The organism is Phenylobacterium deserti (assembly GCF_003254705.1).
Lineage (GTDB): Bacteria > Pseudomonadota > Alphaproteobacteria > Caulobacterales > Caulobacteraceae > Phenylobacterium > Phenylobacterium deserti.
Genome location: NZ_QFYR01000005.1, coordinates 246615 through 259426, shown reverse-complemented (window position 1 = coordinate 259426; position 12812 = coordinate 246615). Strand labels below are relative to the sequence as shown.

Here is a 12812-nt window from a genome sequence, read left to right as displayed (position 1 = left end):
TCGGGCATGATCCCGAACACCGGACCCACGCTGGAATTCGGCCTCGGCGAGACCGCCGACGCCATCCGTGAGACCACTGCGCGCTTCGCCGCCGACAAGATCGCGCCGCTGGCCGCCAAGATCGACGAAACCAACAACTTCCCGCGCGAGCTGTGGCCGCAGATGGGCGAGTTGGGGCTGCACGGCATCACCGTGGAGGAGGCCTACGGCGGCCTAGGCCTGGGCTACCTCGACCATGTGGTGGCCATGGAGGAGGTCTCCCGCGCCTCCGCGTCCATCGGGCTGTCGTATGGCGCGCACTCCAACCTCTGCATCAACCAGATCCGGCGCTGGGGCTCGGAGGAGCAGAAGCGCCGCTACCTGCCCAAGCTCATCAGCGGCGAGCATGTCGGCTCCCTGGCGATGAGCGAGGCGGGCGCCGGCTCGGACGTGGTTTCCATGACGCTCACGGCGCGCAAGGTCGGCGATCGGTACGTGCTGAATGGCGCCAAGTTCTGGATCACGAACGCGCCGCATGCCGACACCCTTGTGGTCTACGCCAAGAGCGACTCCGAAGGCGGCAGCCGCGGGATCACTGCCTTCCTCATCGAGAAGGACTTCAAGGGCTTCTCGGTCAGCCAGAAGCTCGACAAGATGGGCATGCGCGGATCGGACACCGGCGAGCTGGTGTTCGAGGACTGCGAGGTGCCGGAAGAGAACGTCATGGGTTCGGTGGGCGGCGGCGTCGGCGTCCTGATGAGCGGGCTCGACTACGAGCGGACGGTGCTTGCCGCCGGGCCGCTGGGCATCATGCAGGCCTGCCTGGACGTGGTCCTGCCGTACGTCCGCGAGCGCAAGCAGTTCGGCAAGCCGATCGGCAGCTTCCAGCTGATGCAGGGTAAGATTGCGGACATGTACGTGGCTCTGAATTCCGCCCGCGCGTACGTCTATTCCGTGGCCAAGGCTTGCGACGCGGGCCTGACAACACGATACGATGCCGCCGGCGCGATCCTGATGGCGAGTGAGAACGCGGTGAAGGTGGCTCTCGAAGCGATTCAGGCCCTCGGCGGGGCAGGCTACACGCGGGAGTACCCCGTGGAACGCTTGCTGCGCGACGCCAAGCTCTACGACATTGGCGCTGGCACCAATGAGATCCGGCGCTTCCTGATCGGACGGGAGTTGATCGGGACATGAGGCTGGCGGGGGCCGCGCTTCTGGTGGGACTTGCGCTGGCGGGATGCGTTAGCGTGGAACACGTCGAACATGCCGAGGCGGAGGACATGTGCCCCGCAGGTCAGGAGCGGCTCAGCACGGCTCAGCTGTTCTTCGGCCGCAACATCGGCGACGCGCCCCGCGTCAGCGAGGCCGAGTTCGTGCGGTTCGTGGACGAGGAGCTGACGCCCCGCTTCCCTGACGGCCTCACCGTCTTCAACGGCGGCGGACAGTGGCGCGGGCCCGAGAACCAGCTGGTGCGCGAGGCTTCCAAAATCGTGCTGATCGTCCTGCCGAAGCAGGGCGAGAACACTCAGCGGCTGCAGGCTGTGCGTGCGGCCTACAAGACCCGCTTCCAGCAGGAGTCGGTGCTGCTGATCACCCAGCCGGCCTGCGTTTCCTTCTGAGGTGATGGTCTGATCTCCCGACGCGGTCGAGGGCGCCCGACGCTCAAGGTCTGGACGCCTCGACATACGCATGTGAGATAGCGATGACGGCGTGACGATCGGGGCCAACCCGACGCTGGCGCCTCGGAGGCCCAGGACATGTTCACGTTCCCATCCACCGCCTTCGGGCGGAAGGTCTGACCACAATGCGGACGATGAAGGCGCTTCGCTGGTGGATCATCGGCCTGGTCACCCTGGGTGCGGTGATCAACTACCTGACGCGCGCGGTGATGGGCGTCGCCGCGCCTACCATGCTCCAGGAACTCGGCATCCACGAGAAGGAGTATGGTTTCATCACCAGCGCCTTCCAGTTCGGCATCATGCTGCAGCCAGTGGTGGGCTACGTGCTCGACTCGATCGGGCTGAAGATCGGGTTCGCCCTGTTCGCCACGGGCTGGTCGCTGATCTCGATCGCGCACGCCTTCGCCAACACCTGGCCGACCTTCGCCGTTCTGCGGGGCTTCCTGGGCTTCGCTGAGGGCTCGGGGCACCCCGCAGGCATGAAGACGGTGGCTACCTGGTTTCCGGCGCGGGAGCGCGGCTTCGCCGGCGGCACCTACAACATCGGCGCGTCTTTCGGCTCCATGCTGGCGCCGCCGCTGGTGGCCTGGTCGATCCTGGCGTTCAACTGGCGCGCTGCGTTTGTGATCACCGGCGTCATCGGCTTGGTGTGGGTGGTGCTCTGGCTCTGGTTCTTCCAGACGCCGGACAAGCACAAGCGACTGTCTGCGGACGAGCGCGACCTGATCGCGACAGGCCAGGAAGAGCACCTGGCCGAGACGGGCGCCAAGCCGTCCGTTTGGCAGCTCATGAAGCGCCGCGACTTCTGGGGCATCGCCATTCCGCGTCTGCTCGCCGATCCCACCTGGGGAACGCTGGCTTTCTGGGTGCCGCTGTACCTGTCCACGACCCGCGGCTTCGACCTCAAGCAGATCGCCTTGTTCGCCTGGCTGCCCTTCGTGGCCGCCGACCTTGGCTGCCTCTTCGGCCCCGCGGTGGTGCTGTTCCTCCAGAAGCGCGGCGTGAGCCTGATCAACGCGCGGCGAGGGGCCTTCACCCTGGGCGCCTTGATGATGACCGGCATGATCTTCGTGCCGACGGTCCAGAGCCCCTATGCGGCGATCGCGCTGCTGTGCTTGGGCGGCTTCGCCCACCAGACGCTGTCGGTGACGGTGATCACCATGGCCTCCGACCTGTTCAAGCGCAGCGAGGTTGCGACGGTCGCCGGCATGGCCGGGACCTGCGGCAACCTGGGTGTGCTGATCTTCTCGCTGATGATCGGCGGCCTCGTGGCGACCGTGGGATACGATCCGTTCTTCGTGGCCCTCGGCGTGCTCGACCTTGCGGGCGCCGTGGTGCTCTGGACTTTTGTCCGCAACCGCCCCGTGGCTGGCAGGCCAGTTGAAGAAATCCCCAATCCTTGAGTGCGCGTGACATGACCGAACGGACGATCCGCAACCCGATCCTGCGCGGCTTCAATCCAGACCCGTCGATCCTGCGGGTGGGGGAGGACTATTACATCGCCACCTCCACCTTCGAGTGGTTCCCCGGCGTGCAGATCCACCATTCCCGCGACCTGGTGAACTGGCGGCTTCTGACCCGCCCGCTGACGCGCGCCAGCCAGCTGGACATGCTGGGCGATCCGGACAGCTGCGGCGTCTGGGCCCCAGCGCTGTCCTATTCGGACGGTCTGTTCTACCTCATCTACACCGACGTGAAGCGCTATGGCCGCACGACGGTGGGCGGCGCTTCCGGCGCCAGCCTGCGCGACTTCCACAACTACATGGTCACGGCCGAGAAGATCGACGGCGAGTGGTCCGATCCGGTCTACCTGAACTCCAGCGGCTTCGATCCGTCGCTGTTCCACGATGACGACGGCCGCAAGTGGCTGGTCAACATGCTCTGGGATCACCGGCCTGGCCGCAACCGCTTCGCCGGCATCGTCCTGCAGGAGTACTCGCCCTCCGAGCGCAAGCTGGTCGGCGAGCGGGAGGTGATCTTCCCCGGCACCGCCCTCGGCCTGACCGAGGCGCCGCACCTCTACAAGCGGGACGGCTGGTACTACCTGATCACCGCCGAGGGCGGCACCGCCTGGAACCACGCCGTGACCCTGGCTCGGGCGCCCAGCCTCCATGGTCCCTACGAGCTTCACCCGCGCGCCCAGATCCTGACCGCGCGCGATCGGCCCGACGCCCCGCTCCAGCGGGCCGGTCACGCCTCGCTCGTGGAGACGCCCCAGGGCGAGACCTACATGGCCTATCTTTGCGGGCGGCCGCTGCCGAACCGCGGCCGCTGCACCCTTGGCCGGGAGACGGCGCTCCAGAAGATGGTCTGGAACGAGGACGGCTGGCTGAACACCGAGGCGGGAGACGGCGCGCCCGTTCTGGAGAGCGCGGGGCCGGACGTGCCGGAACAGCCGTTCCAGTCGGCGCCGCCGCGCACCCACTTCCAGGGACCGCAGCTGCCGATCGACTTCCAGTGGTTGCGCTCGCCCTATCCGGAGGAGCTGTTCAGCCTGACGGCGCGGCCCGGCCATCTGCGTCTGTTCGGACGCGAGACTATCGGCAGCCTTTTCCGGCAGGCGCTCGTCGCCCGTCGACAGCAGGCGCACTGCTACTCCGCCGCCACCCGGATGGAGTTCGAGCCCGAACACTTCCAGCAGGCCGCCGGCCTGGTCTGCTACTACAACAGCTCCAAGTTCCACTATCTGCACGTCACCCACGAGGCGGGTGTCGGCAAGTGCATCCAGGTCATGAGCGCCCTGCCGGACAGCCCGCAGGCCGACGCTTTCACCAAGCCCATCGCCATCCCGCCGGGTCATGCCATCGAGCTGCGGGTGGAGGTCGATCTCGAGCGGCTGCGCTTCGCCTTCCGGCTCGAAGGCGAGGATGACTGGACCTGGCTGCCGGAACAGTTCGACGCCTCGATCCTGTCGGACGAGGCCACGGCGCCCGGCCTTCCGAACTTCACCGGCGCCTTTGTCGGCATGGCTTGCCAGGACACCTCAGGAACCCAGCGGCCGGCGGATTTCGGCTGGTTCGACTACCAGGAACGCGAATACCGCATCGATCCCACCGCCTAGACAACGTCAGGCGCCGCTTTGCCGGAGCCGCACGGATAAGGCGAAGCCCGCGAGGGCGCCTGAACCAGAAGCAGGCGCCCTGCGCGTTTGACGGTCAGTTGCGAACCGAACAGCGTTGATCCGGACCCGGATGCTTCCGGCGGCGCGCCACGCTGGTGAAGCTTCTTCGACAAGTGATGTGTCGAGGGGTTCACAACATGGCGTCTTCCACCACCGGCCGCGCGCGGATGCGGCTGCGCACCTTCCTTCTGGGCGCTTCGGCGCTGGTCATCGCGGCTCCGGCCCTGGCGCAGAGCGCCGATCCGCCGTCCAATCTGGAGGAACTGGTCGTCACCGGCGCGCGGGTGTCCGACGCCACCGTGGCCATCGGCACGGATGAACCCACCGCCACGGTGTCGATCACCCGCGAGGCGCTTCTTTCGGCGCCTGCGGGCGTCACCGGCCTGAAGATGTTGGAGAGCCTGCCCGGCTTCAACGTCCAGGCCAACGACGCGCTCGGCATGTACGAGTTCGGCAACTCGGTCAGCGTGCGCGCCTTCAACTTCCAGCAGATCGGCTTCCTGCTGGATGACATCCCGATGGGCCGCTCCGACCAGTTCGGCGGCAGCCCGATCTACCGCTACGTGGACAACGAGAACCTGGCGCGGGTGACCGCCTCCTCGGGCGCCGGCGGGCTTGGCCTGCCGAGCTATTCGTCGCTGGGTCCGATCGTCGACTACTACACCCGCCCGCCGGAGGAAGAGGCCGGCGGCATGACGGTCTTCACCCTGGGCAGCGACAATCTTCGCCGCGGTTTCCTGCGCCTCGACACCGGCGAGCATGCAGGCTTCTCCGCCTTCGCCAGCGCATCGCTGATCAAGGGGGACCTGTGGCGCGGTCCCGGCTCCATTGACCGCAAGCACTACGAGGGCAAGATCCAGTACCGCCGCGGGGATTTCGTTGCGACCTTCCAGACGGTGCACAACGACTACTTCGACTACGACAGCCCCTCGATCACCAAGGCGCAGTACCAGGGGACGGCAGGCGACATCTTCGGCCGTTCAGGCCGCTACTTCGCCTACCTCGGATACGTGCCCCAGTCAGGCGCCGTCGGCTCGCCCGCCACCGCCGTGTCCCTGCCCACGGCGGCAGCCGGCGTCCCGTATTCCAACGCCAACTACAACCAGTACTATAAGTTCGCGGTGAACAGCCGGCAGGACCATCTCTACGGTCTGACCCTGGCCGGCCGGGCAGGGCCCATCGATCTTTCCGCGACGGCCTACTACGAAGAGAAAGACGGCTATGGCGTCTCGCCGGAAGCCTATGCGACCTCGCTGACCAGCCACAACGCCGAACGCCTGGTGGTGCCCGGCCTCTTCGCGCCACGTGGGATCCAGTACGGCCTGTCCGGTATCGACGGCACTCGAAAGGGTGTCACCGGCCGCGCCACCTGGGAGCTGGGCATGCACAGCCTGCAGGCCGGCGTCTGGGTTGAGAAGGACGACTACCACCGCACGCAGCAGCGCTATAACGTCGAGAACGGCCACCCCGACGGCGCCCCGTTGTTCAACGAGCCGGTGCACCTTCAGCGCAACTACGTCTCCACGCGCGAGACCGTGCAGTTCTTTGTCAAGGACACCCTCAGTCTCCTCGATGACCGCCTGAAGATCGAGGCCGGGTTCAAGACGCTGAACATCGACTATGAGATCTCCGGCGCGCGTAACCCAGGCGACTTCATCGCCCAGCGGCGTCCGACCCTGACAGCCGACTGGAGCGACAGCTTCCTGCCGCAGATCGGGGCAGTGTTCTCCGTCACCAGCCGCGAGCAGATCTTCGCGTCCTATACGGAGAACATGGCCTTGCCGCGCGGGGCGGACGACATCTTCTCGGCCGCAAGTCCCATCGTTCCCGCGCCCGATGCGGAAACCGCCAAGAACTACGAGCTGGGGATCCGCACCAACCGGCGCACCTTCAACGCCTCGTTCGTGGTCTACCAGACCGCCTTCGAAAACCGGCTGCAGTCGTTCTCCTCGCCGGTGCCGGGCAGCACCCAGCTGGAGACCTTCTTCCAGAACGTCGGTGCGGTGGAGGCGCATGGCGCCGAATTCAGCGGCGTGTGGAAGCCCGCCTTCCTGGGCGGCAGGATCTATTTCAACACCAACGCCAGCTACAACGTCTCGGAATTCCAGGACAATTACGCGACCTTCCTGATCGCGGACAAACGCGTGCCGGACTTCCCCGAATGGGTGGTGCAGGGCGGCGTCACCTTCGAGCCGGCGCCCGGCGCCGTGGTGAACCTGTCGATGCGCCACATCTCGGACCGGTTCACCAACTTCGTGAACACCGAGAGCACCGATGGGTACACCATCTGGAACGCCTATGTGGACCTGGGCGAAGGCTTCTTCGTCGGCCCGCTGAAGCAGGTGAAGGCCCGGGTGAACATCGACAACATCTTCGACGAAGACTACCTGGGAACGATCAGCACCACGGTGAACACGCCCGCCACCTTCCGGCCGGGTCCGCCGCGCACGGTGCAGTTCTCGATCTCGGCGGAGTTCTAAGGATGATGCGACGTCTCGCTTTGCTGGCTGGCGTCGCGGCGCTGCTTGGGCCGGGGATCGCCTCGGCCCAGACGGCCCGCCAGATCCATGAGAAGCTGATCGCCCTCGACACTCACCTGGACACGCCGGCCAACTTCGCCGTCTCCGGCTGGGACATCATGGATCGCCACGCCTACGCCGACGACGGCAGCCAGGTGGATTATCCGCGCATGGTGGAGGGCGGGCTCGATGGCGGCTTCTTCGCTGTCTACACGCCCTCGGGCGAGCGCACCGCGGCGGGCGACATCAAGGCCCGCGACTACGCCATCGTCCGCGCCACCGAGATCCGCGAGATGGTGGCGAAGCACGGCGACAAGTTCCAACTGGCGCTCAAGGCCGACGACGCCGCCGCGATCAACAAGGCGGGCAAGAAGATCGTCTTCATGAGCATGGAGAACAGCCAGCCCGTCGAGGGCGACCTGTCGCTGATGAAGACCTTCTACGACCTGGGCGTCCGAATGATGAGTCCCGCCCACTTCCGCAACAACGACCTGGGCGACTCCGCCACCGACAAGCCCGAGTGGAACGGCCTCAGCCCCAAGGGCCGGCAGTTCGTCGCCGAAGCCAACCGGCTGGGGATCATCCTGGATGCGTCCCACGCGTCCGACCAGGTTCTGGAGCAGATGATCGCCCAGTCGACCACGCCCATCGTGCTGTCGCACTCCGGCGTGAAGGCGGTGTTCGATCACCCGCGCAACGTGGACGACGCCCACCTGAAGCTGCTCGCGGCCAAGGGTGGGGTGATCCAGATGAACGCCTACTCCGGCTACATGGTCCCGCAGGTGAACATCCCGGAACGGACGGCGGCGCTGGCCGCGCTGCGGAAGGAGTTCGGCGACGGTGACGATCTCACCGCCGACAAGCGCAAGGCCATGATGGCGCGTCGCCGGGAGATCGAAGCCAGGTGGCCCGTCCCGCGAGCGACCTTCGAGGACTTCATGGCGCACCTGCTGCACGCCATCCGCCTGGTGGGCGTCGACCACGTGGGCATCGGCCTCGACATGGACGGCGGCGGCGGCGTGGTCGGGCTGGAGGACGTGGCTTCCAACTGGAAGATCAGCGAGCGCCTGCTGAAGGAAGGCTACACCCCGGCCGACCTCCAGAAGATCTGGAGCGGCAACGTCCTGCGCGTGATGAAGCAGGTCGAGGCGGCCAAGGCTCCGGCCGCCTGACGACTACTCTCCTGGCCGGTAGCGTCGCTCGACGTGGCCGGCCAGGTCTTCCGGATGGAAGTAGACGTCGCGCAGGTCTCCGGCGGCGTACCGCGGCGCCTGGTCGATGAAGTGCGGCGAGGTCGAACCGCCGCTTTCCCCGCCCGCCGAGATAGCCCTGGCGCGCACCTTGGTTCCGAACTCCACCACGGCCACGAAGCTGTTGCCGCTCGTGCCGTAGTAGCGCTTCGTGCCCTCGTACCGGCGCGCCCCAAAGGAGGCGAGGGAGCCCCACTGCGCGCTGGTGAACGGCACGGGGATGCTGGGCTTGGCGTCGTCGAAGGTCTGCACGATGGCGCCGTCGTTTCGCTGGAAGCGATTGATCTGGCTCCAGGGGGTACGCCAGTCCCCGAAGTCCGCCTGCAGGCGGTCGACCGCCGTGGCCAGCGCGGCAAGTTTGCGCGCCGGCGTCGAGCGGTCGGCCATGTAGTCGTAGGTGTTGATCCGCAGGCGTCGCGCTTCCGGCTGCGCGGTGCTCCATAGGGCCTCGCCCCAGAACACCGCCACCGACGTCGGCACGGACTCGCCCGACCAACGGAAATCCCAGGCGCGCAGGGCAGCAATCGGCTCGGCCAGCTTGCCCTTCAGCGGGTCGGTGGCGGGCAGGGCGTCGTAGGCCTCGAAGAGGCCCGGCAGCAGGCGCGCGAAGGCGGGAAGGTAGGGATCGTAGGCAGCATCGATCAGGCGCTGGAGGGTGAAATCCTTGCGCGCCTTCAGCACCAGATCCGCGTGCACTCCGCGCGGGTTCTCGCCGAAAACGTCCATGTAGCCGGGGAAGCTGGCGCGCTTGGGGCTGAACTGGGCCGCCGCGGTGTAGGGCCAGTTGTTGGTGTTCATCACCCAACCGTTCGGCGGGTTGATCACCCTCGGCGCCTCGTCCAGCGCATGCAGGCCCTTCCACTCAGTGGCGGGGTCAGAGCCGTCCACTGGCCGGGTGTAGTCGAACCGGTCGTCCCGCCGCGGGATGAACTGAGGGTGCAGATAGGCGATGGCGCCCTTGGAGTCCGCAAACAGGGTGTTGTTCGACGAGTTCGCCTTCAGCTCCGCAACCTTCATGAAGCTCTTCAGGTCTGTCGCCTTGGTGCGCAGGAACGACTGCTGCAGGGCTTCCACGGGCTTGCTCATCAGCGCCACGGCGATCCACTTGCCGTGCTGGCTGCGCACGACCGGCCCGTGGTGCGTGCGATAGACGGTGAAGCTCCTCCGGGCCATGACGCCGTCCGCGGCGCGGTAAGGGACCTCGATTGTTTCGGTGCGCACCGGACGCAGCGCCCCGCCGTAGCGGTAGAAGAGTTTGCCGTTCTGCTCGACGATCTCCTCGGCGAACTCGTCCACCGCGTCCACGCCGCTGGAGGTGTGCATCCAGCCCGCCGTGGCGTTGAAGCCCTGGTAGATGAAGAACTGGCCCCAGGTCGACGCGCCATAGGCGTTCAGTCCCTCGTCGCTGGTCATCTGCAGCTCGGAGCGGAAGAAGAACGAAGTGTGCGGGTTGATCAGCAGCAGGGCGTGCCCGCCCTCCGTGTTCGACGGCGCGATGGCGAACCCGTTGGAGCCGGTCGGCTCGACAAACCGGCCCAGCTGCTCGTCGGTAAGCGCCGCCGTCCGCGTCTTGCCGTAGAAGGCCTCGAGCTCGGCCAGGTTGATGCGTTCGATATCGCCGCCGATGCTGCCTTCGGTGAAGCTCAGCGCCATCCACGGCTCGAACCGGGTGATGACCCGCGGCCTCACGTCCGGATGAGTGGCCAGGTAGAAGTTCAGCCCGTCGGCCCAGGCGTCCATCAGCTTGCGCAACCAGGCGGGGCTCGCGCGGTACTTGGCCTGCAGGTCCGTCGGATCCACGAATAGCTTCATCCGCAGGTCCTGCCAGATCGCCTTCTCGCCCTCGGCCTCGGCAAGGCGGCCCATGGCGTTGATGTAGTTGGTCTCGACGCGGTTGAAGTCGTCTTCCGCCTGGGCGTAGACGGCGCCGAACACCGCGTCGGCGTCGGACTTGCCGCGCACGTGGGCGATGCCCCAGTCGTCACGAACGATGGACACCTGCGCCGCCTGCGCTTTCCAGCGTGCGAGGTCGTCCGCCACCGCCGGGCTGGTCAGAACCGCCGCCATGGCCATGCCGGCCGCCCAGGTCATCCGCATCGTCAAAGCCCCCGCCTGAAGCTCACTTACAGACCAATCCGCGCTGCTGGTGAAGGCTGGAACGCAGGCTGCGGGCTTCATTGCTCCGGGCGCCTAGGAAACAGTCCTGAAATGCGAAAGGCCGCCCCGTTGTCGGGGGCGGCCTTTCCATAGTCGGACCGCAAGCGCGGAACCGAACCTTTGCCAAACCAGTGGCTTAGGCGCGGACCTCGTAAGCGGAGGTCCAGGTCACGGTTTCCGAGCTACGGATGAAACTATGAGACACTGGATCACCTCCTTTCAACTGTTGAACAGGGATGACGAATATGGGTCCCGCAGGGGGCGTTCGCAATGCGCTGCGCGGGGTGAGGCGACCTGTCTCACCCCCCAGCTATTCGGCGAGCACTGTGCGCCGCTTGTGGGCCGCCTGTTCCGCCAGGCTGCGCCGGCGGCGCAGGGCCTGCACCGGCTGGTCGAGCTTGTCCAACGCCTCGCAGGTGGCGCGGTAGCCCTCCGCCACGGCCGGGGCATAGGCGCTCCAGTCGCGGATCTCGACACGCGCCGTGTCCGGCATCACCAGCACGTCCGTCGCCTCCCGCGCTGCCGCGAGATCGCGCCCGGTTGAAACGGTGGCCGCCCGCATCAGCAGAGACACGATGGGCGGACCCTTGCGCCACTGGCCGGAACGCAGCCAGCGCCAGGCGCTTTCCGGCCGTGCGACATCGTCGGCCGTGATGTTGCGCCCGCCCGTGACGTCGACCCCGACGATCGGCCCGATCTGGGCGGCCCGCATCACGTCCGCGGGGAAGTTCTTCAGCACCGCGCCGTCCACCAGCACCTGTTCGCCTTCGGTGGCCGGCGGCATCACGCCGGGCAGGGCGATCGTCGCCCGCAGCGCCTTGCGCAGCAGGCCTCGCCGGTGGAGGTGATAGGTTCCGGTTGTGAGGTTCGAGGACAGGCAGAAGAACGGCAGCCATAGATCGCCGATGTGGGTGTCGTCGAAGTGCTCGCTCAGCCGCTCCACAACCTTCTCGCCGCGGGTCATGGCCAGGATCGGCAGGGCGATGTCGTCCAGCGGGCTGCTCTCGACGAAGGCCTTCCGAATGCGCCGCTCCATCTCAGCGTCGTCCCAGCCCATCGCGACGCCGGCCCCGATGATCGCGCCCATCGACACGCCGCAGACGAAGTCGATGGGAACGCCGCGCTCGCGCAGGGCGCGCACCGCGCCGATGTGGGCGTAGGCCCGGGCGCCGCCGCCCGACAGCACCAGCCCCACCGACTGACCGGTCAGCACCCGCGCGATACGCGCCAGGTCGCCGGCCTCGCTCTTGCGCAGGTGGAAGATCCGCGCCGGCTGGGCGGCCTCCATCCAGGCCTCGGAACCCGCCGGTCTGCGCAGGCCGTCGGGCTGCAGCAGGATCAAATCCACCAGCTGGTGCGCCTGCAAGGACCCGGCTGTCGAGGGCGGCGGTGGCATCTTCGGCGGCGGCTGGTCGCCGCGGCCGATGCGGAACAGGCGGTCCACCTGGCGCGGGACCACCTGGCGCCATCCACCATCACGTTCTTCCGCGACATAGAGGACGAAATCGTGGGAGCGCTCCACGTCGGAGAACCACTCGGTCGGCGCGCCGGACGCCTCCGCTCCGACGACGGTGACGGAGTAGTCGAGCCGCCCGATTTCCCGCGCCAACTGCTCGACCAACGGCCGGAGCGGCCCGGGCTGGCCAAGCGGGGTGAAGCCGAAGACCGACGGCTCGCCCACCGCGCCGGGCCGCGTCTCCTGCCGCGTGCGCAGGATCATGAGCCGCGCCAGCTCCGTCATCACCGTCGGATCGGAATCACAGGCGTCCAGGAACGCCTCGCGCGGCAGGGCGAACACCTCCGAGTCCCGGAGAGCGACGACGTCGGCGGAGTGGGGCGCATCGGCCACCAGGGCCATCTCGCCCGCCGGCTCGCCGGGGCGGATCACGCCAAGGAACTGCGGCTCGTGTCCTGCCTCACGTCGGAAGGCGCCCAGCCGCCCGGTCCGCAGCACGAAGAGCTGATCGGCAGCTTCGCCAGCGCGGAAGAGCAGCTGTCCTCCCGGCAGGGAGAACCAGCACGCCTGCTCCTGTACGCGCGCACGCCGAAACAGGCGCGCGAGCGCCGAATCGTCGGGTATTTCCGGCAGCTTGCCCACGGGGTTCAG

The 12812-nt window shown here is 67.2% G+C and carries 8 protein-coding genes; 6 read left to right on the top strand and 2 right to left on the bottom strand.

Going from position 1 to position 12812, the window contains the following annotated elements; genetic code table 11:
* Window positions 1-6 precede the first annotated feature (6 nt).
* The 6 genes from DJ018_RS17935 to DJ018_RS17910 all read left to right on the top strand — a co-directional run bounded on the left by DJ018_RS17935 (window position 7) and on the right by DJ018_RS17910 (window position 8470).
* Entirely contained in the window at window positions 7-1173 is a 1167-nt protein-coding gene (locus DJ018_RS17935; RefSeq protein ID WP_165842969.1) for an isovaleryl-CoA dehydrogenase, read from the top strand.
* A 53-nt stretch (window positions 1174-1226) separates the two neighbouring features.
* A complete protein-coding gene (locus tag DJ018_RS17930) occupies window positions 1227-1598 on the top strand; it encodes a DUF3574 domain-containing protein (RefSeq protein ID WP_165842968.1) in 372 nt (123 codons plus the stop codon).
* 185 nt (window positions 1599-1783) lie between these two features.
* Complete coding sequence (locus tag DJ018_RS17925) at window positions 1784-3061, top strand: MFS transporter (RefSeq protein WP_111516344.1); 1278 nt, start codon at window positions 1784-1786, stop codon at window positions 3059-3061.
* An 11-nt stretch (window positions 3062-3072) separates the two neighbouring features.
* Entirely contained in the window at window positions 3073-4719 is a 1647-nt protein-coding gene (locus tag DJ018_RS17920) for a glycoside hydrolase family 43 protein (protein ID WP_111516343.1), read from the top strand.
* A 197-nt stretch (window positions 4720-4916) separates the two neighbouring features.
* Window positions 4917-7259, top strand: coding sequence for a TonB-dependent receptor (locus tag DJ018_RS17915; RefSeq protein ID WP_111516342.1), 2343 nt, complete (start codon window positions 4917-4919; stop codon window positions 7257-7259).
* Window positions 7260-7261: 2 nt separating this feature from the next.
* A complete protein-coding gene (locus DJ018_RS17910) occupies window positions 7262-8470 on the top strand; it encodes a dipeptidase (protein ID WP_111516341.1) in 1209 nt (402 codons plus the stop codon).
* Between the two features lie 3 nt (window positions 8471-8473).
* Here the strand turns inward: DJ018_RS17910 and DJ018_RS17905 are convergent, their stop codons facing one another.
* Together DJ018_RS17905 and DJ018_RS17900 are read right to left on the bottom strand one after the other, a co-directional pair.
* Window positions 8474-10645: a penicillin acylase family protein gene (locus DJ018_RS17905; protein ID WP_111516340.1), complete on the bottom strand. Its 2172-nt coding sequence runs from the start codon at window positions 10643-10645 to the stop codon at window positions 8474-8476.
* 370 nt (window positions 10646-11015) lie between these two features.
* The gene (locus tag DJ018_RS17900) at window positions 11016-12803 is read right to left on the bottom strand and encodes a patatin-like phospholipase family protein (RefSeq protein ID WP_111516339.1); all 1788 of its coding nucleotides are present in this window, start codon (window positions 12801-12803) and stop codon (window positions 11016-11018) included.
* Window positions 12804-12812 lie beyond the last annotated feature (9 nt).